Genomic DNA, 19,686 nt, shown 5'->3' with positions numbered 1-19,686 from the left:
TTGGCAACAGGGCATAGGCCAGATGGAGGAGCCTTGCCAGTGCGGCGTCAGGCCACGCCGCCTGCCGCCTGCCATTCGGCAATCGCTTCGATCGGATAGACCAGCATGATGACATTGAAGGTCAGATTATCGCGCACGACGTAGCCCGCCACCAGCTCACCGATGATCGCTAGCGCCACGGTCACCTTGACCGGCAGACGCAGCGCCAGCCAGAAGCCGAAGCTCATCCACAACAGGTCGGCGCCCGAATTGAGCACGCTATCGCCTGAGTAACCAAAGTTGGCGGTGACCGAACGGAAGCGGTTGATCACCATCGGGGTGTTCTCCAGCACTTCCCATGCCGCTTCGAGTAGCACCGCAAGCGGCAGGCCCCAGCGGAAGGCCTCAGCCCCGCCCCAGCCCTTGCGGACGAACATCCACCAACCGAAGGCGTAGAAGATCATCCCGTGGATGATGTGGCTGGGGGTGTACCAGTCGGCGATATGCTGGCTGTTGCCGCTATCATTGATCTGCCCGTGCCACAGCTTGACGTAGCCACACTCGCAAATCGGCGCGCGGCCCATGGCGAGCAGGATGACGATGGTGACAGCCGCAATGGCCAGCGAGACGATGACCGTGCGGCGGTTCGGGATGAGCGCGCCGTAACCGCTCATTCGATCACGCGCCCCCGGACCATCACGAAGTCGACTTCCTCCAGCACGGTGACATCGGCCAGCGGGTTACCGTCGACCGCGATGATATCCGCCGAATAGCCCGGAGCGAGCTTGCCGATCTGGCTGTCCATTCCGAGCACCTTGGCCGCGACGGTGGTCGCGCTGGCGAGCACTTCGCGGTCGCTCATGCCCTGCTTCTTCATCAGGCCGAGTTCCTCGCCATTGCGGCCGTGCTGGTACACGCCCGCATCGGTGCCGAAGGCAACGGTGACGCCGTACTGCCGCGCGCGGCTGACGAGGCTGGCCATCAGCGGTTGCACCGCACGGATCTTGTCTTCGACCACGGGGGTATAGACGCCCTTGCCCAGCCCTTCAGAAACGCCTTCCAGCGCCATCAGGGTCGGTACCAGCACGGTGCCGTTGGCCTTCATCGCCTTGGCCGCGGCTTCGTCGAGATAGGTGCCGTGCTCAATCGAATCGATTCCGGCCTCGGCGGCCTGCTGGATGCCGCGCGCGCCGTGGGCGTGGGCCATGACCTTGAGGCCGAGCGAGTGCGCGGTGTCGGCAATCGCCTTCATTTCGGCGGGGGTGAAGTGGGCTTCGAGCCCGCGCCCTTGCTGCGATAGCACGCCGCCTGTCGCGGTGATCTTGATCACGTCCGCGCCGTTCTGGCTGGCGAGCCGCACTTTCGCCGCGCATTCGACCGCGCCGGTGCAGGTGAAGCCCGAATCGAGCAACTCGTTCACCTCGGAGCGGAAGCCGTTGACGTCGCCGTGCCCGCCGATGATCGCCAGCGCCGGGCCAGCCGCAACAATGCGCGGACCCGGCACCAGACCCTCGGCTGTCCCGCGCCGCAGGGAGAAGGCGGTATCGCGCCCACTGCCCGCTTCGCGCACGGTGGTGAAGCCTGCCAGTGCGGTCACGCGCGCGTTCTTGGCACCGACTACGACGCCCCATTCGTCAGGCTCGGTCGCTTCCTTCCAGAAATCGCCGCCCGGATCGCCGGTCAGGTGGGTGTGGAGGTCGATCAGGCCGGGCAGCACAGTCTTGGTCTTGAGGTCAATCTCGCGGTCGGCAGTCACGGCACCGTGGCCGGAAGTGATCGACACGATCCTGCCATCGGTGACGAGAATGGTCGCAGCCCCGGTCGGCTCCGCAGCGGCATCGGTGATCACCGCGCCTGCGCGGATCGCGACGGTCTCGGCCGCGAGCGGCGCTGCCATCAGCGTACCGGCGAGCGTCAGCCCCGCCATCAACCGGTTGCGGAATGCCTGCATGATTGTCTCTCCCCTTGCCTCACATGGCCCGGCCGGTTGATGGCCCGCCCGCGCCGCCAAGGCAAGCGCAGCGGTGAAAATCGCGACTGATCAGACTATGCACTTGGGCGCGGGCAGGCGGGGACAGGTCTCAGAAGGTGTAGGCCATCCCCAGCCCGATGATGAACTGGTTGGCATCGCCGCGCTGCGCAGTGAACGGCGTGTCGGCGCTGTCGCCCAGCAGGCGCGACATGCCGCCGACCCCGGTGATCGCCCACCCGCCGCTCAATGGCTTGCCGTCCAAGTCATAGGTCAGGATCGCGACCGTGCCGATCCGGTTCAGCCCGCCATCCGCGCGGAACTGCGGCAGGCCGGTGGCCAGCGCCTGTCCGGGGCTGACGGTGAAGTAGTAATCGGCAAAGCTGTCATCGACGAACTCGGCGCTCGCTTGCACTTGCAGCGCAAAGCTGCGCCCCACCGACGCGCGGTAGGTGATCTGCGGTTCAACGATCATGCCGTCATGCGCGCCCAGCACGTCCCAGCGCGCCTGCACGCCGAAACTCAGTTGATCGAAGGTCTTGAACACATTGGGCAGGGCCACGGCGACATTGCCGCCCACTTCCAGCGCCGCATCGAGCTTGCCAGCGCGGGCGACCACGTCGTCGCTGATGCGGTTGTTGCGATCATTGCGGAACCGGAACGCCGGGCCAAAGGCGAAACGTGCGCCCTTGCGCGGGCCGAAGGCGGGCTCGGGCGAATTGACATCGAGCACAAAGCCCGGGCCATTGGGGCTGATCCCCACCCCGCCGACCCGGCCCACGATCAGCGGCAGCGGGAAGGCGATGTAATCATCAGAACCCGCATAACTCGGCACCATGCCGACGCCGAGGCCGATGGTCGCCCAGGTTTCATCAAACACCGGCTTGCTGAACGAAAACGGCGGCGCACCGGCAGGCGGGGCTGGTTGGGCGGTCTGGACGGCGACAGGCTCGGCCTCCGTTGCGGCTTCGGCGACAGCCGCCTCTCCGTCAGCCTCGGCTTCGGCGGCAAAAGCGGGCGCAGCGCCAAAGATCGCGCAGAAGGCGGCCACAGAAACGGCAGGCCCGAAGGGGCCGAAAGCGGAGCGAAGCGTCATGGGGTTGCGATCCTTATTAGCGTGATTGGCAAGCTAAACTCGCGCGCCCTCTATTGTTTCCACGTAATGTTGCAACATCCGATTTGCGCTGCAAGATTGCCGTTCGGCTCGCCCTCGCCTAGGGCACTGAGGCATGGTCGATTCACCGCAAGCTACAGGCACGCCGAACGCCGTTTCCCATGACGTGATCATCGTCGGGGGCGGGCTGGCGGGCGGGCTGATCGCGCTGGCGCTGCACCGCCACGCGCCCGATTGCCGCTTCCTTGTGATCGAGGCTGGACGCAGCTTCGGCGGGCATCACCGCTGGAGCTGGTTCGAAACCGACATCCGCCCCAAGGCGCGCACGCTGATGGCGGGCTTTGATCTCAATGGCTGGGACGAAGGCTATGACATCACCTTCCCGCGCCTTGGCCGCACTTTGCCGACCTCGTATCGCTCACTCGCCAGCGCTGAATTCCACGCCAAGCTGATCGCCGAACTCCCGGCGGAGTGCGTGATGCTGGAAACCAAGGCCGCTTCGCTCGACGCAGGCGGCGTGACGCTGGCTGACGGCACGCGGCTGGCGGCCAAGCGCGTGATCGATTGCCGCCCGTTCAAGCCGTCCAAGGCGCTGTCGGGCGGCTGGCAGGTGTTCCTTGGCCAGCAGTTCCGCTGCGAAACGCCGCATGGCCTCACCCGCCCCATCATCATGGATGCGAGCGTCGACCAGCTCGCCCCGCACGGCAACGGCGCGGCCTACCGCTTCGTCTATGTCCTGCCGCTATCGCCCACCGATGTCTTCATCGAGGACACCTACTACGCCGATCAGCCCAAGATGGACGCTGACGTGCTAAAGGGCCGGGTCGCCGAATATGCCCACCGTAACGGGTGGAAGGGCGAAGTGGTCGATCAGGAAGCGGGCATCTTGCCAGTAATCTCGGGCGGCGACATCAATGCCGCGCTGGCCGAAGTCGCGATCCCCGGCGTCGCATTGGCAGGCGCGCGCGGCGGTTTTTCGCATCCGCTCACCAGCTACACCCTGCCGTTTGCCGTCGATAATGCGCTCGCGATTGCGCATCTGCTCGCCAGCCGTCCGGCGCTGACGGGCGAGGAGCTCGCCGATTTCTGCAAGCGCCGGTCCAAGCGGCACTGGCGCACTACCGCCTATTACCGGATGCTCAGCCGGATGCTGTTCGAAGCCGCCGAGCCGGACAAGCGCGTGGTGGTGTTCGAACATTTCTACGCCCTGCAAGGCAAGCTGGTCGAGCGTTTCTACGCCGGTCGTTCCACATGGCCGGATCGGTTACGCATCCTCGCGGGCAAGCCGCCCGTAGCTATCCCGCGTGCGATCCGCGCGCTGTTTTCCTCAGGCAAGCCTCTCAACATGGAGACCCCGGCATGAACGCCGATGTGAAGATCAACATCCCCGGCGCGAAAGGCGTGAACCCCGCCATGGCCGAACGTTATGCGGGCAAGACCGCCTGCGTCATCGGCGCGGGCTTTGGCGGCATGGCGCTGGCCGTGCGGCTGCAATCGGCAGGCATCGCCACGACCGTGATCGAGAGCCGCGACAAGCCGGGCGGGCGCGCCTATTTCTGGGAGCGCGATGGCTTCACCTTCGATGGCGGGCCGACCGTCATCACCGATCCGCCGTGCCTTGAAGAACTCTGGGCCCTGACCGGCCACGACATCGCCGAAGATGTCGAGTTGATGAAGGTCATGCCCTTCTACCGCCTCAACTGGCCCGATGGGACCAACTTCGAATATTCGAACGACGAAGCGCAGCTGAACGCGGAGATCGCCAAGCTCAACCCGGCAGACGTCGCGGGCTATGCGCGCTTCCTCGAATATTCGGCGCGGGTGTATGAGGAGGGCTACCTCAAGCTCGGCACCAAGCCGTTCCTCGATTTCAAGTCGATGCTGAAGGCTGCCCCCGCGCTGATTAAAGAGCAGGCCTGGCGCTCGGTCTATTCGATGGTGTCGAGCTATATCGAGCACCCCAAGTTGCGCGAAGCCTTCAGCTTCCACTCGCTGCTGGTCGGCGGCAACCCGATGAACACCTCGTCGATCTACGCCCTGATCCACAAGCTGGAGAAGGATGGCGGCGTGTGGTGGGCGCGCGGCGGCACCAACCGGCTGATTGCGGGCATGGTGCGCCACTTCGAGCGCCTCGGCGGCACAATGATCGTCGGCGATCCGGTGGTGCAGGTCCACACGCTGGGCACCAAGGCGACCGAGGTTGAGACCAAGAGCGGCTTCCGTCAGCGCTTCGATGCGGTCGCCTCGAACGCAGACATCATGCACTCGTATAAGGATCTGCTGTCGGGCAGCGAGCGCGGCAAGAAGATGGCGAAGAGCCTCAATCGCAAGAGCTTCTCGCCCTCGCTGTTCGTGGTGCACTTCGGGCTTGAGGGCACCTGGCCCGGCATCCCGCACCACATGATCCTGTTCGCCAAGCGCTACAAAGGCCTGCTCGACGACATCTACAAGAACGGCGTGGTGCCGGAAGATTTCGCGATCTACCTCCACCATCCGACCGTGACCGATCCGAGCATGGCGCCCGCGGGCAAGAGCACGTTCTACGCGCTCGTCCCCGTCAGCCACATGGGCAAGATGCCGCTCGATTGGGACGAAGTCGGACCGAAGCTCGAAAAGATGATCCTCGACGAGCTGGGCCGCCGGTTGATCCCCGACATCCACGACCGGATCATCACCAAGTTCAGCTACGCGCCCAAGGACTTCAAGCAGGACCTCAACGCCCACATGGGCAGCGCCTTCAGCCTGGAACCGGTGCTGTGGCAGAGCGCCTACCTGCGCGGCCATAACCGTGATGATGTGATCGACAACTACTACCTCGTCGGCGCCGGCACCCACCCGGGCGCAGGTATCCCCGGCGTGGTCGGCAGCGCGAAGGCGACGGCGGGCCTGATGCTGGAGGATCTGGCGAAGGTGCAATAAATCCTCCCCTTCAGGGGAGGGGGACCACCGCAGGTGGTGGAGGGGCGAGCATGATCAGAGGTCAGAAGGACACCGTCAAACTCGCCCGCAAGCTCCGCGTCGAAATGACTCCGCCGGAAGTCGCGCTATGGCAAGTGTTGCGCACCCGACCGGGAGACCACAAGTTCCGACGCCAACACCCGGCGGGCATCTATGTGCTGGATTTCTTTTGCACCAAGGCGCGACTGGCGATCGAGGTGGATGGCAGGGCGCACGAGAGCGCTTCGGTAATCGCCAAAGACGAAGCGCGATCGCGCTTCTTGCGCGAACAGGGGATCGCCACCACGCGCATTCCGGCGAAACTTGTGCTTGAAGATATCGAGGCTGTGGTTAGGCGACTGGTGCAGATTTGTGATGAGAGAATTGAACGCATGACCTGCTCGCCCCTCCACCATGCTCCGCATGGTCCCCCTCCCCTTGCAGGGGAGGATCGCGCGTGAAACGTCTCGCTGTCTATTGCGGTTCGGCCTCGCCCGAAGACCCGCGTTATGTCCAGCTGGCCTATGATGTCGGCGCGGAATTGGCTGCGCGCGGGATCGGCCTCGTCTATGGTGGCGGTAAGCTCGGGCTGATGGGCGCGGTCGCGCGCGGGGCCAAGGAAGGCGGCGGCGAGGTGATTGGGATCATTCCCGAAGCGCTGGTGAAAGCCGAAGTCGCCAACCACGACTGCGACGAGCTTGTCACCGTCAGCGGGATGCACGAGCGCAAGCAGCGCTTCACTGACCTGTCTGACGGCTTCGTCACCATCCCCGGCGGGGTCGGGACGATGGACGAATTGTGGGAAGCGATCAGCTGGTCGCAGCTGGGCTATCACACCAAGCCGGTGGGCCTGCTCAATGCTTTCGGCTTCTACGACCACCTGCTCGCCTTCAACGCCAAGATGGCCGAGGTTGGCTTTGTCCGGCCCGCGCACCAGAACATCCTGATCGCGGCGACGTCGATCCACGAACTGCTCGCCAAGATGGAAGCCTATCAGCCGCACACGCCGATCTTCCGCATGAAGGCCGAGGAGCTGTAAGCCTCGCTATGGCAGTCGACGCCGCCACCCGCACCGCGCTGGTCGAACACGCCCGGCTGTCGATCAAGCGCGGCTCGCAGAGCTTTTCCGCGGCAGCGCGCCTGTTCGACAAGGAAACGCGCGAGCGGGCTTGGCTGCTTTATGCGTGGTGCCGCCGCGCGGATGACATTGCCGACAATCAGGACATGGGCGGAGAACTCGGCGATCAGACCGACCTCGCCGAACGCCTCGCCCTGATCCGCCGGCTAACCGCGCTCGCCTTTGCAGGCGAGCCGACGGGCGATCCGGCCTTCGACGCGCTGGGTGTGGTCGCGGCCGAGGTGGGCCTCACTCCGCAAATGGCTGAGGATGTGATCGCGGGCTTCCAATTGGACGCCGAAGATTGGCGCCCGCGCACTGAGGCCGACATGCTGCGCTATTGCTACCATGTGGCGGGCGCGGTGGGTGTGATGATGGCGGTGGTGATGGGGGTCTCGCCTGACGATCAGGAAACGCTCGACCGCGCGAATGATCTGGGCCTTGCCTTCCAACTGTCGAACATCGCCCGCGATATTGTGGAGGATGATGCGGTGGGTCGCTGTTACCTCCCCGAAATCTGGCTCGTCGAGCAGGATATCGAGCCCGGTCAGCACACCAAACCGCACCACCGCAAGGAACTCGCCGCGATGACCGCAAGGCTGGTGGCGCTGGTGGAAAAGCACGAGGCAGCAGCGCGGGTGGGGGCGGCGAAGCTCCCGTTCCGTAGCCGCTGGGCGGTCCTGTCTGCCGCGCGCATCTACGGGGCGATCGGGCGCAAGGTGCGCAAGCGCGGGCCTGAGGCATGGGCCAGCCGCACCTATGTCCCCCGCGCGGAAAAGGCGCTGTACGGCGTGCGCGCGTTCCTCTCGGCGGTCATCAACCGCGAGAAGATGCCAGCGGGCGGCATCCACTGGGGGATTGCGGACTATCGGCCCGCCTCCCCGCCCCGGGCCTGACCCGGGGCCCCGCTTTTTCGTGGGCGAGAAAGGACGCTGGATCCCGGGTCCCCGGCCTGCGCCGAGGCAGGCAAGCCCGGGACGGGAGAGATGCGAAGCGGTTTCCTTTGCAACCAAGCCGCGCTAATCCGGCTGGCATGAAAGCCCTTCTGACCGCCGCCGCCCTGCTTACCGCCGCGCCCCTCGCCGCTGAACCCACGCCTGATCGCAACGCCGAAGAAGCCGCCGTGGTCGCCACGGTCGAGGCCTTCATGCGCGGCCTTGCCGCCAAAGACGCCGCAGCCATGCGCGCTCAGGTCACTGAGCCCGGTTTCGTTGCTAAGGTCGAAGAACGTGACGGCGCAGACCGCGTCGGTCTGATCCCCATGGCGCAGTTGATCGCATCGGTTTCGAGCATTCCCGTGCCCGTATCCGAACCGCTGCACGGCGAAGTGGTAACGGTCGATGGCCCCGTGGCGAGCGTCCGCGCCGACTACGACTTCATCATCGACGGCAAGCGCAGCCATTGCGGGGTCGACATCTTCACGCTGATGCGGATCGACGGCGCGTGGAAGATCGCGACCATTACCTACAGCCACCTCACCACCGGCTGCGGAGCGGAGCAATGATCACCAAGCTCCTGATCGCCAATCGCGGCGAAATCGCCTGCCGGATCATGCGCACCGCGCGCAGCATGGGTGTGGCCACGGTCGCGGTCTATTCCGATGCCGACGCGAAGGCGCTGCATGTGCGTAGCGCCGACGAGGCGGTGCATATCGGCCCCTCACCCGCGGCGGAAAGCTATCTGGTCGGCGCGAAGATCATCGCGGCGGCCCAGCAAACCGGGGCGGATGCGATCCATCCGGGTTACGGGTTCCTGTCCGAGAACGCCGACTTCGCGCAGGCCGTGATCGACGCGGGCCTCGTCTGGGTCGGCCCCAAGCCCGCCAGCATCCGCGCCATGGGCCTCAAGGACGCGGCCAAGGCGCGCATGATAGAGGCTGGCGTTCCCGTCACCCCCGGCTATCTCGGCGCGGATCAATCGCTTGAACGGCTCACTAAGGAAGCCGACACTATCGGCTACCCCGTCCTCATCAAGGCGGTCGCGGGCGGCGGCGGCAAGGGGATGCGCAAGGTCGATGCGCCCGCCGACTTCGCCGAGATGCTGGCGAGCTGTCGCCGGGAGGCCAAGGCCAGCTTCGGCAATGACGAAGTGCTGCTCGAAAAGTGGATCACCTCACCCCGCCATATCGAGGTGCAGGTGTTCGGCGATAGCCACGGCAACGTCGTCCACCTGTTCGAGCGCGACTGCTCGCTCCAGCGCCGCCACCAGAAGGTGATCGAGGAAGCCCCTGCCCCCGGCATGGACGCCGAGACGCGCGAGGCGATCTGCGCCGCCGCCGTGCGCGCGGCGAAAGCAGTCGATTACGAGGGCGCAGGCACGATCGAATTCATCGCCGATGCCAGCGAAGGCCTGCGCGCGGATCGCATCTTCTTCATGGAGATGAACACCCGGCTTCAGGTCGAACACCCCGTCACCGAGGAAATCACCGGGGTCGATCTGGTGGAGTGGCAGCTGCGCGTGGCGAGCGGGGAGGCGTTGCCCAAGCGGCAGGACGAGCTGTCGATCAACGGCCATGCCATCGAGGCGCGGTTGTATGCGGAGGATCCGGCGAAGGGTTTCTTGCCAAGCACGGGGCGGTTGGAGCACCTTATCCTGCCTGAACCGCCCGGTATTGAAGTTCGGGTCGAAACCGGCGTTGTCGAAGGCTCCGAGATAAGCCCTTTCTATGACCCCATGATAGCCAAGCTTGTGGTCCACGCGGAGACCCGCGAACGGGCTATCGCCGACCTCGCCGAGGTCTGTGCAGGCGTCGAAATCTGGCCCGTGCGCAGCAACGCTGGGTTTCTGAAGCGCGCTTTGGATCAAGCCGACTTTGTCGTTGGCAACGTGACTACGGCCTTCATCGGGGAACACGAAGCTGCGCTTCTCGACACCTCGGCCCTTCGGCATTCGCTGAAGGCTGATGCTGCCGTTGCTCTCATCACCCGCGAACTTTCCGGCATTGGCAGCAGCTATGGCACCTTGAGGGACGAACTGAAGTTTCCGCGGGGCAACGTCTGGCAGACTGCCATCGGTTTGCGTTTGAATGGAGATCCCAAGACAGCGTTAGCCTTTTCGTTTGACGGCGAGCCTACCGAGGTGGTGGAGCAATCGCGCGATTGGCTCGACCGCTATGTCTCCTGCGAACAGACTGAGGGCGGGATCGTCGTCTTCGATGATGGCGAGGCGGTTCTAGTTCGCACCCGCCACGACGGCACCGGCCAAGCCTCCGCCGCCGATGGCGCGATCATTGCGCCGATGCCGGGCAAGGTTATCGCGGTCGATGTCAGCGAAGGACAGGCCGTCACCGCCGGGCAGCGGCTGTTGGTGCTCGAGGCGATGAAGATGGAACACGCCCTCACCGCGCCCTTCGACGGGGTGGTCGAGGGGCTGACGGTCAGCGCAGGCGCGCAGGTGCAGGTTGATGCGGTTTTGTGCAGGGTGGTGCCTGCCGCTTCAGAAGAATAATCCGTCACCCCAGCGCAAGCTGGGGCCTGGGGCGGCAAGCGCTGCACCAAGAGGCCCTAGGTCCCAGCTTCCGCTGGGATGACGAAGTGCGTAGGGGTGGGGCCGAGGGGAGAGGAAATGACCTGGGCCAAGGAACTCGAAGAACTGCGCGCCCGCGAGGCGCTAGCCGAGCAGATGGGCGGCGCGGACAAGGTTGCCCGCCAGCATGGCCGCGGGAAGATGGATGCCCGCGCGCGGCTCGCGGCGCTGTGCGACGAAGGCTCCTTCCGCGAGATCGGCAAGATCGCAGGCTCGGCCAAGTATGACGCCAATGGCGACCTACAAAGCGTCACCCCCGCACCCTTCCTGTTCGGCAAGGCGCTGATCAATGGCCGCCCCGTCGTCGCCACGGCGGACGACTTCACCATCCGCGGGGGCGCGGCGGACGCGGGGATCGCGCGCAAGATGGTGCAGGCCGAGATGATGGCGCACCAGTTGAAGCTCCCGATCATCCGCATGATCGACGGCACGGGCGGCGGCGGCTCGGTGAAGACGCTCGAACAGATCGGCGCGACCTATATTCCGGCGGTGCCCGGCTGGGGCGATGTGGTGACCAACCTCGACACCGTGCCGGTGGTGGCGCTGGCGCTCGGGCCGACAGCGGGGCTGGGCGCGGCGCGCACCGTGGCGAGCCACTATTCGATCATGGTCAAGGGCCTCAGCCAGATCTTCGCCGCTGGCCCCGCCGTGGTCGATGGCCTGGGCGAGGCCTACAAGGGCGGCGCGGCCAATCACGAGGAGGCCAAGGAGGCGCTCGGCGGCTCGGCGATCCACACCCGCAACGGGGTGGTGGATGACGAGGTCGCCAGCGAGGCCGAAGCCTTCGCCCGCGCGCGGCATTTCCTCAGCTTCATGCCCGAATATGTCGGGCAACCGGCCCGCCGTTCCGCCTGCGATGATCCGGCGGACCGGCGTGAGGAAGCGCTGCTCAGCCTCGTGCCGCGCGATCCCAAACAGGTCTATTCGATGCGCCGCGGCATGGAGATGCTGTTCGACACCGGCACCGTGTTCGAGATCGGCAAGCACTGGGGCCGCGCCGCGATCACCGCCTTTGCACGGCTCGATGGCTGGCCGGTGTGCGTGATCGCCAGCGATCCGAGCTACCTCGGCGGATCGTGGGAGGCCAAAACTAGCGAGAAAGTCGAGCGGTTCGTGAAGCTCGCCGACCAGTTCCGGCTGCCCATCGTGCATCTCGTCGACAACCCCGGCTTCATGATCGGGCGCGAGGCGGAGCTGGCGGGGACTATCCGTTACGGCGTCAACGCGATGAACGCGATCTACCGCGCCACCGTGCCGCTCGCGAGCATCGTGTTGCGCCGCGCCTATGGCATTGCGGGCAGCGCCATGAGCAATGCCGAGCGGTATCAGTATCGCTATTGCTGGCCGTCAGGCGACTGGGGCTCGCTCCCCATCGCGGGCGGCTTGGAGGTGGCTTACAAAGCGGAGCTTGAAGCCGCCGATGATCCGCAAGCTCTGCTCGAGGAGATCCGCGAACGGCTGGCCAAAGTGACCTCGCCGTTCCGCTCTGCCGAGCGCTTCAACGTCGAGGACATCATCGACCCGCGCGACACGCGGCCCATGCTGTGCGAATTTGCGGGGCTGGCGTGGCGGAGGCTGGGGGCGGATTGATCCTCCCCTTTAGGGGAGGGGGACCACCGAAGGTGGTGGAGGGGCACGCTCGGCGGCTCAAGACGGTGAGGGGTTCGGAACAACCGCACCTGCCCCTCCACCATGCTGCGCATGGTCCCCCTCCCCCAAAGGGGGAGGATTAGCGCCCCATCCCCATCTCCGCATCACTCGGCCCGAACAGCTTGCCCTTCTCGCTCAGCAGCACCAGCACCAGACAGGCCAGCCCGCTCGCCAGCAAGGCCAGCGCCAGGGGCCGCGCCGTTCCGTCAAACGCGTAACCAATCGCTCCGCCCAGCAGCGCCGCCATGGTCATGCGAACAAACCCGTGGGCCGAACTGGCCGCGCCGGCGATGTTGAAGAACGGGTTCATGGCGATGGCGCCGAAATTGCTGCCGATGAAGCCCAGCAGCGCCATATTGGTCGCCATCAGCGGAACGAACACCCACAGGTGCTCCTCCGGCTGGAAGGCGAACATCACCTGCACCGCGCTCACCGCGATGAAGGCGAACAGCGCGGTGTGGCTCACGCGGCGGGCGCCGAAACGCTCGACGATGCGCGAGTTCGACCAGCTGGCAAACGCCATCGACCCGGCGCAGATCGCGAAGACCAGCGGGAAGATATCGCCCGCGCCGAAGGTCTCGGTGATCAGCTGCTGCGAGGAATTGATGAAGCCGAACAGGGCGCCGAACACCAGCGCGGAACCGATGACGTAGCCAAAGGTGCTTGGCAGGGCGAGCGCGCGGCCCATGTTGGCGCCGATGGTGCGCAGGTGGATTTGCTGGCGGTTTTCGTCGGTCAGGCTTTCCGGCAGGCGGAGATAGACCCACGTGCCCATCACCACGCCCAGCACGGCCATCGCGCCGAAAATCGCGCGCCAGCTGCCGATTTGCAGGATGCCTTCGCCGATGGTCGGCGCGATGGCGGGGACCATCAGGAAGATCACGAAGATCAGGCTCATCATCCGCGCCATCTTGTCCCCGCCCACGCGGTCACGGATGATCGCGGGCGGCAGGGCGACAATCCCGGCAGCAAAGAAGCCCTGCGCCGCGCGCACCGCGATCAGCGCGTCATAAGTGGGCGCCAGAGCGGAGAGGATCGAGAGCACGATATAGACCACGACCGCGCCCAGCAGAATAGGCCGCCTCCCGAAGCGGTCAGCCAGCGCGCCCGGCACCAGCGAGCCCAGCCCGCCCGCGAGCAGATACACCCCGATCACGAATTGCCGGTCATTGCCCGAGACCGAAAGATCAGCCGCCAGCGCATCGAGCGCAGGCAGAATCGCGTCGATCCCGAAGGCGTTGAGCGCCATCAGCATCGCCATCATCCACAGCAGCTCGGTCTCTCCGAGCGCCTTGCGCAGGGGCGTTGAGGGAGCAATCGCCGTGGCCATAGGCGCGCCTTTGCCGAGGGGTTCGCCCGAAGACCACTGTTCTTTTCGCATGTGCACAAAATGGCCCGCAGGGTGAATTGTTCCAGCAACAGTTCCTTCGCAGCCCCCAAGGTTCTATTTGCGATAGGATGGCCGACCCGCCGCCCTTGCCCCCAGATGCCGAGACCGCGCCCGGTCTGCGCAAGATCATCCATGTCGACATGGATGCCTTCTTTGCGAGCGTCGAACAGCGCGATGATCCGGCGCTGAAGGGCAAGCCAGTCGCGGTTGGCGGCGCGGGCGGGCGCGGGGTGGTGGCTGCCGCCAGCTATGAAGCGCGCAAGTTCGGGGTGCGGAGCGCCATGCCCTCGGTCACGGCGCAGCGGCTGTGCCCCGATCTCATCTTCGTGCGCCCACGTTTCGATGCCTACAAGGAAGCCAGCCGCCAGATCCGCCGGGTGTTCGAACACTACACCCCGATCATCGAACCGCTCAGCCTCGACGAGGCGTACCTCGACGTCACCGAAGACCGCCTTGGCATCGGCAGCGCGACCCGCATCGCCACGCTGATCCGCCAGGAAATCCGCGCCAAAACCCGCCTGACCGCGAGCGCGGGGGTGAGTTACAACAAGTTCCTCGCCAAGCTCGCCAGCGACCAGAACAAGCCCGATGGGCTGTGCGTGATCCGTCCGGGCGAAGGCGCGCAGTTTGTCGCGGGCCTGCCGATCCGGCGCTTCCACGGGGTCGGGCCCAAAGCGGAGGAGCGGATGCAGAAGCTCGGTATCCTGACCGGCGCGGATCTTGCGGCCAAAGACATTGCTTTCCTGCGTCAGCATTTCGGCAGCATGGCCGACTACCTGTTCCGCGCCGCCCGCGGCATCGACCTGCGCCCCGTCGCAGCCCACCGGATGCGCAAATCGGTCGGCGGGGAGCGCACCTTCTCGGAAGATATCGGCAGCGGTGCGGCCCTGCGCGACACGCTGGAGACCATCATCGACATCGTGTGGGAGCGGATCGAGTCTGCGGGCGCGAAGGGGCGCACGGTGACGCTCAAGATGAAGTTCACCGATTTCCAGATCATGACCCGCGCGACCTCGCTCCCCGATTTCGTCAGCGGTAAGGAGCAATTCGCGACGCTCGCCCGCGCGCTGCTGGAGGCGGAGTTGCCTTTGCGCGGGCCGATCCGGCTGATGGGGTTGACGCTGGGCAGCCTTGAAGGCGCAGACACCGAAAAGCCGCCGCGCGACGAAGCGCAGCTTTCGCTGTTGTAGCCCTACCCCGTCCCCCGCGCCCGCCACGCCGCAATCCGCGTGCGGGTGGTGCGGCCGAGCGGTTCGGGCAGGGAGTGCGAGGGGAAGAACCGCGCCTCTGTCACTTCGCGCCCGTCAGGCTTGGGTCGCTGATCGCACACGGCGGCGAAAACATGAGCGGTGTGGGGCGAGCCGGACAGCACCTCTTCCAGCGTCCCGACAGGTTCGATCCGCGCGAGTTCGACGCCCAGTTCCTCTCGCACCTCGCGCCTTGCGGCAGCCTCGGGGTCTTCGCCGGGCACTAACCCACCGCCGGGCAGGCTCCAGACTTCGGGGCCATAGGAATGCTTGAGCAGCAGCACATCGCCGGTGAGATTGGTGATGACGACGCTCACCCCCGCAATCGGCGTCTTGCGCCAGCGCCGCCAGTAGTGCCGCACAAGATGCGCCAGTGGCATAAGCGCGCGGTGCAGCGCGGCGGGGAGCAGGTTGGGCATCAGGCGAAGACAGTCACCGGAATGCCCTGCGTCTCCGCAGTCCGCAGCAGGCGGGCAACGGGCAGGTCGTTCTCGCCCGCCAGCGCCGCGTCGAACACCGCGCGCTTATCCGCCGCGCCGCCGAGCGTGAAAACCAGCGCGCTTGTGTTCAGCAGCGCCGGGATGGTCAGCGTGATCCGGTCGAACGGCGCGTGGGCTGGGAGCGGATCGGGTGTGAGGCGGAGAACCGCCTTGGGGTCGTCCATCTGGGGATTGGTGTTGGGGAACAGTGAGGCGATGTGCCCATCCGGCCCCATGCCCAGCCATGTCAGCGCGAAGTGCGGCGGCACGGCCTCTTCCCTCAACGGGACAATCTGCGCGCCCGCAGGCTCCAGCAGCGCGCGCATCTTGCCGGTGTTGGACGCATCGTGATCTTCGGGTACGATCCGGTCGTCATTGGGCCAGATCTCCCACCCGCTCCAGCCGATGCCGCCCTGTTCGATCAGGGCAGCGAGTATCGGAAAGGGGGTCGAACCGCCCGGCAATGTGATCGCGCCGCTCCCGCCAAGCCGTGCCGCCAGCCAAGCAGCAATTGCGGCCTGATCCGCGCCTTCGATAATCGTCACGTCATGCATAGCCGCTTCAATAGCAAACGGGCCGCCCCCGGCAATGGGTGCGGCCCGCTTGTGAATAGCTATTGCAGCAGCGATCAGGCGAGGATCGAACGCAAAAACCATGCGCGCTGTTCGGCCATGTCGGTCCAGTCGTCAAGCAGCCCGTCGGTGGCATTGTCGCCCGCTTCTTCGGCCAGATCCTTCATGCCCTTCAGCCGCGCGATCACGGTTTCGTTATCGGCGAGCAGTTCGGCGATCATGTCCTCGGCGGAAAGCTTGGTGCTGTCCTGATCCTTGATCTGCGTGTGCTTACCCATCGTCCCGATCGAGGTGAGCGTATCGGCGTCGAGCTTGCGCACGCGCTCGGCAATCAGATCGATCTGGTCGCGCACTTCCAGCGCCTGCGTGTCGAACAACAGGTGCAGGTCGTGGAAGCGCGGGCCCTTGACGTGCCAGTGGAAATTCTTGGTCTTGATGAACAGTGCAAAGTGATCGGCGAGCAATCCGTTGAGTTCATCAACCAGAGCGGCTTTCGAATTGGCTTTCTTATCGGCCATGATAGTCTCCATTATTCTGTTCAGTGCGAACAAGTTACGCCGCCTATATGGTGACTATATCAATGCACGAACATAGATTGGGTTTCGCCAAAATTCTATTCGCACTGATCGAGCAAGGCGATCAGAAGGCGGCGAAACGGGCGTTCAATCCGATGAAAAGCGCCGCAATCATCAGGCACCCGGCCAGCACCAGCCGGCCGATGCGCAACGGCCAGCGGGCGAGAGTTTCACTGCCGACCGACCAGCCGATCGCGACGGCTGCCGCGCCGCCCATCGCGCCGCCCAGCCCCGCCGCCACCGGCACGACCGTCCATGCGGCGAGCGCGAAGACGGCAAAGCGCGCGCCGTCCCCAATCTGGCGTGCCAGCAACACAATCGCGATTGCACCCAGCGAGCGAGTCGGCTCCTGCGGCGGCTTGAGGTGCACCGGCAGCGCCAGTTCGGCAGCGGCAATCGCCAGCGCAAAGGCGACCAGCATCTGCGCAGCGCGGCGCGGCAAGAGTTCGGCAAACTCGGCGCCAATCCACGCCATCACGCCTGCGCTGAGGCAGGCGCACAGCACGGCGACCGCGAGCAGCGCGGTGCTACGTTCCAGCGCATCAGCACAATGCGCCACCAGCCATTGATCGCGCCCGCCCATCGCCAGCGCGAAGACCAGCAGCAAAGCGATCAGGAAACCGTCCACGCGGGGTCTGGCTTTGGATCAGGCCGCCCAGGGCCCGGTGATCGCCAGCGTTGCCGTCGGGTCATAGGCGTTGACGAACAGCACCTTGCCATCGGGCGAGAAGCATCCGCCCGCCAGCTCGGTCTGCGCTGTGAGCCGCGCGACGATATAGGCCCGGCCATCGGGCGTGATACCGCGAATGTGATTGTCTACGATCGGGGTATATTGATCCTCGCAGACGATCAGATGCCCGCTTGGCGCGACGGTCAAGTTGTCGCCGAAGTTGAACTGCTCGGTGCTTTCGCTTTCGAAGAACAGCTCGACCGTGTCCGGCGCGCCGGCCAGCCCCGGCGTCAGCTTGAGGATCTGGCCAAGCTGCTTGGCCCCGCCGCTGGTGCAGCAGGCAAAGACTTCGCTGGTCCCACGGTTCACGCCCATATGCAGGCCTTCCCCGCGCGCGACGAGCGCCGCGCCCTTGGCGGCGGCGCGCTGGCGCAGGTCGTCCTTCGGGGCATCGACCGCGTCGAGATCGACCCAGGTGACGCGGTAGGGCTTGCCCACCGGCATAGTGGCGCTGTTCCAGTTGCGGGTATCGGTCAGCCCTTCGACCACCATCGCCTGCAAGCGCCCGCCCTCAGCGAGCTTGCCGGGGGTCTTGGGGATAAAGCGATAGAGCACCCCGTCATCGCGGTCCTCGGTCATATAGACATAGCCCGTCGCCGGATCGACTGCGGCGGCTTCGTGATTGAAGCGGCCCATCGCGGTCAGCGGCACCGGATCGACCAGACCGCGCGCCGAGGCGGGGACTTCGAACACCCAGCCGTGATCGCGCTCCAGCCCGTCACCATAGGGTTGTCCGGGGCCGGTCGGCGCTTCCTCACAGGTCAGCCAGCTGCCCCACGGCGTCACTCCACCCGAACAATTGCGGATGGTGCCGCCAAGGCTGCGGAACTGGCGCTTCACTTGCAAAGTCGCTGCGTCGAGCACGATGGTAGTGGTGCCGCCGGGGACGAAGGCGCCGTTGCGCTTGCCGAAGCCCTTGGCAATTGGCCCGCCCGCATCGTGGCGCGGTTGCAGTTCGTGGTTGCGGACCAGCGCGATCTCACCATTGCCGAGGTCGAAACAGCCCATCCCGTCGGCGCGGTCCGGCACGGTGCCGCCGTCGTCCATTGTGTCGCCGAGGCGCGAAATCACGCGGTAGGAGAACCCTTCCGGCAAATCGAGCAGTCCCGCCGGGTCCGGCACCAGCGCGCCATAGCCCGCAAAGCCGCTGGCCTTGGCGGATGTGCCCGCAGCGGCGGAAGCGGCAGGCGCGCCGCGCGTCATGCAGCCGCTTGCGGTGAGCGCGGCAAAAGCGGTGGCGGTCGCGCCGAGGAAACGACGGCGATTGGCTTCGAAAGCGGGGGTCTGGTTCATGCCCGCGGGATTACCGGCCCGCCTCCAGCGCGGCAAGCACTTCGTCCCAGCGGACATATTTGAAGTTCTGGGCCGAGGGCGCGTTAACCCCGTCCTGCGCGATGAAAATGCCTTTGGGAAAATCCGGGCCGAAATCGCGGTTGTCCAATTCGATCCCGTCGGTTTCCTCAACGCTGCCGAAGGTGCCTTGGGCGATGCGGAAGCGGCCGACTGGTGTCACGTCCGGCAGGCGGAACACCGCATAGGCGTTGTCGCCCTGCGACGACGCGACGAGGTAGCCGCCATTCTCGCCTTCGGGCGCCATGGCGAGGCCTTCGACATCGGCGACCAGCACCTTGTTGTCGATCGGCGCGACCATCCGCTTGGCACCGGTGGCCATGTCGATCACCCAGATCCCGGCGTCTTCCTCACCGATAAAGAGCGTACCGGTGCGCGGATCGGCGATGCAGCCTTCGGTCTGGGTCGGCACTTGTGCAAGCGTGGTGGTGGTTCCGGTGAAGGCCCCACCAGCCTCGCGGATGACGGTGCGATAGATCGTGCCGCCCTTGGGCGCGCTGAAGGCGATCACGCCGTCGCTGCCCGCAGGCTTGACCATGCAGATGCCATAGCCCTCACCCGGCCCCACCGCGATCTTGCCCGCAGGCGCTAGCTTGCCGGTGGTGGTGTCGAGCAGCGCCATGAACAGGTTCACGGTCGTCAAATCGCTGCGGTCGCTGGCGATCACCAGAACGCGTCCGCCTGCAATCTCGATCAGATCGACATTGTTGAGGCCGGGCGCCGCAAGGAAGCTCTGCTGCGCGCCCTTGAGGTCGTAAACGTAGAGGCCGCCCTTCTTGTCGGTGCCAACCACCAGGCTCGCCGCCGGGTTGGCGGGATTGCGCCAGATTGCCGGATCATCCGCCGCATCCTCGCGCGCCGTGCCGACCGGCGGGGTTTCCGCCCGCGCGGTCACGGTCACAGCTGGATCGCCGGTAATCGGCGGCACCGTGGCACACGCCCCTGCGATCCCGAGAGACAGCAGGGCGAAGCCGTGGAAAGGTCGAAGCATCAGATCACGGCCCCTTTTGGCGTCTTAGAAGGCATATCGGGCCATCACGTGGAGCACCGGG

General features: G+C 65.6%; 19 protein-coding genes. 9 read left to right on the top strand and 10 right to left on the bottom strand.

Translation table 11 applies throughout. The annotated features are described in order from the left end of the window. Positions 1-47: 47 nt before the first annotated feature. From GRI59_RS06195 to GRI59_RS06185, 3 genes are all read right to left on the bottom strand, one after another. Complete coding sequence (locus tag GRI59_RS06195) at positions 48-653, bottom strand: DUF2585 domain-containing protein (protein ID WP_160760275.1); 606 nt, start codon at positions 651-653, stop codon at positions 48-50. Beyond that, positions 650-1,930 carry a metal-dependent hydrolase family protein gene (locus tag GRI59_RS06190; protein WP_160760274.1) on the bottom strand — a complete coding sequence of 427 codons (1,281 nt, stop codon included), beginning with the start codon at positions 1,928-1,930 and terminating at the stop codon, positions 650-652. Before GRI59_RS06190 ends, GRI59_RS06195 begins: the two co-directional genes overlap by 4 nt. A 130-nt stretch (positions 1,931-2,060) precedes the next feature. Then, positions 2,061-3,044 carry a MipA/OmpV family protein gene (locus tag GRI59_RS06185; RefSeq protein ID WP_160760273.1) on the bottom strand — a complete coding sequence of 328 codons (984 nt, stop codon included), beginning with the start codon at positions 3,042-3,044 and terminating at the stop codon, positions 2,061-2,063. A 133-nt stretch (positions 3,045-3,177) separates the two neighbouring features. Between GRI59_RS06185 and crtY the strand changes: the two genes are divergently transcribed. The 8 genes from crtY (at position 3,178) to GRI59_RS06145 (ending at position 12,231) form a co-directional block, all read left to right on the top strand. Continuing rightward, positions 3,178-4,425 carry a lycopene beta-cyclase CrtY gene (gene crtY, locus GRI59_RS06180; RefSeq protein ID WP_160760272.1) on the top strand — a complete coding sequence of 416 codons (1,248 nt, stop codon included), beginning with the start codon at positions 3,178-3,180 and terminating at the stop codon, positions 4,423-4,425. 50 nt (positions 4,426-4,475) lie between these two features. Beyond that, entirely contained in the window at positions 4,476-5,981 is a 1,506-nt protein-coding gene (locus GRI59_RS06175; RefSeq protein WP_160760446.1) for a phytoene desaturase, read from the top strand. A 50-nt stretch (positions 5,982-6,031) separates the two neighbouring features. Continuing rightward, positions 6,032-6,460 (top strand): endonuclease domain-containing protein, encoded by a 429-nt coding sequence (locus GRI59_RS06170; protein WP_160760271.1) that lies wholly within the window; start codon positions 6,032-6,034, stop codon positions 6,458-6,460. After that, positions 6,457-7,038, top strand: a complete 582-nt coding sequence (locus GRI59_RS06165; protein WP_160760270.1) for a TIGR00730 family Rossman fold protein — start codon at positions 6,457-6,459, stop codon at positions 7,036-7,038. Before GRI59_RS06170 ends, GRI59_RS06165 begins: the two co-directional genes overlap by 4 nt. A gap of 8 nt (positions 7,039-7,046) precedes the next feature. Next, positions 7,047-8,012 carry a phytoene/squalene synthase family protein gene (locus GRI59_RS06160; protein ID WP_160760269.1) on the top strand — a complete coding sequence of 322 codons (966 nt, stop codon included), beginning with the start codon at positions 7,047-7,049 and terminating at the stop codon, positions 8,010-8,012. A gap of 137 nt (positions 8,013-8,149) precedes the next feature. After that, a complete protein-coding gene (locus GRI59_RS06155; protein ID WP_160760268.1) occupies positions 8,150-8,620 on the top strand; it encodes a nuclear transport factor 2 family protein in 471 nt (156 codons plus the stop codon). Next, positions 8,617-10,563 carry an acetyl/propionyl/methylcrotonyl-CoA carboxylase subunit alpha gene (locus GRI59_RS06150; RefSeq protein WP_160760267.1) on the top strand — a complete coding sequence of 649 codons (1,947 nt, stop codon included), beginning with the start codon at positions 8,617-8,619 and terminating at the stop codon, positions 10,561-10,563. The genes GRI59_RS06155 and GRI59_RS06150 overlap by 4 nt, the downstream gene beginning before the upstream one ends. A 117-nt stretch (positions 10,564-10,680) precedes the next feature. After that, positions 10,681-12,231 carry an acyl-CoA carboxylase subunit beta gene (locus GRI59_RS06145; protein ID WP_160760266.1) on the top strand — a complete coding sequence of 517 codons (1,551 nt, stop codon included), beginning with the start codon at positions 10,681-10,683 and terminating at the stop codon, positions 12,229-12,231. A gap of 139 nt (positions 12,232-12,370) precedes the next feature. Here GRI59_RS06145 and GRI59_RS06140 read toward each other — a convergent pair whose 3' ends face one another. Beyond that, on the bottom strand, positions 12,371-13,621 hold the full coding sequence (locus GRI59_RS06140; protein ID WP_160760265.1) for a multidrug effflux MFS transporter: 1,251 nt from the start codon (positions 13,619-13,621) through the stop codon (positions 12,371-12,373). A 128-nt stretch (positions 13,622-13,749) separates the two neighbouring features. Between GRI59_RS06140 and dinB the strand changes: the two genes are divergently transcribed. After that, complete coding sequence (gene dinB / locus GRI59_RS06135; RefSeq protein WP_160760264.1) at positions 13,750-14,871, top strand: DNA polymerase IV; 1,122 nt, start codon at positions 13,750-13,752, stop codon at positions 14,869-14,871. A gap of 2 nt (positions 14,872-14,873) precedes the next feature. Here dinB and GRI59_RS06130 read toward each other — a convergent pair whose 3' ends face one another. The 6 genes from GRI59_RS06130 to GRI59_RS06105 all read right to left on the bottom strand — a co-directional run bounded on the left by GRI59_RS06130 (position 14,874) and on the right by GRI59_RS06105 (position 19,625). Then, positions 14,874-15,347, bottom strand: a complete 474-nt coding sequence (locus tag GRI59_RS06130) for an NUDIX hydrolase (protein ID WP_160760263.1) — start codon at positions 15,345-15,347, stop codon at positions 14,874-14,876. Beyond that, a complete protein-coding gene (locus GRI59_RS06125; RefSeq protein WP_160760262.1) occupies positions 15,347-15,961 on the bottom strand; it encodes a 6-phosphogluconolactonase in 615 nt (204 codons plus the stop codon). Before GRI59_RS06125 ends, GRI59_RS06130 begins: the two co-directional genes overlap by 1 nt. 74 nt (positions 15,962-16,035) lie before the next feature. Then, positions 16,036-16,497, bottom strand: coding sequence for a Dps family protein (locus GRI59_RS06120; RefSeq protein WP_160760261.1), 462 nt, complete (start codon positions 16,495-16,497; stop codon positions 16,036-16,038). Between the two features lie 121 nt (positions 16,498-16,618). Continuing rightward, positions 16,619-17,182: a hypothetical protein gene (locus GRI59_RS06115; RefSeq protein WP_160760260.1), complete on the bottom strand. Its 564-nt coding sequence runs from the start codon at positions 17,180-17,182 to the stop codon at positions 16,619-16,621. Between the two features lie 18 nt (positions 17,183-17,200). After that, positions 17,201-18,577, bottom strand: a complete 1,377-nt coding sequence (locus GRI59_RS06110; protein ID WP_160760259.1) for an alkaline phosphatase PhoX — start codon at positions 18,575-18,577, stop codon at positions 17,201-17,203. Positions 18,578-18,587: 10 nt separating this feature from the next. After that, positions 18,588-19,625 (bottom strand): phytase, encoded by a 1,038-nt coding sequence (locus GRI59_RS06105; protein ID WP_160760258.1) that lies wholly within the window; start codon positions 19,623-19,625, stop codon positions 18,588-18,590. Positions 19,626-19,686: the final 61 nt, after the last annotated feature.

The organism is Erythrobacter ramosus, from assembly GCF_009828055.1.
Classification (GTDB): domain Bacteria; phylum Pseudomonadota; class Alphaproteobacteria; order Sphingomonadales; family Sphingomonadaceae; genus Erythrobacter; species Erythrobacter ramosus.
The sequence above is the reverse complement of the archived record's forward strand: the minus strand, read 5'-3'. Positions and strand labels throughout refer to the sequence as shown.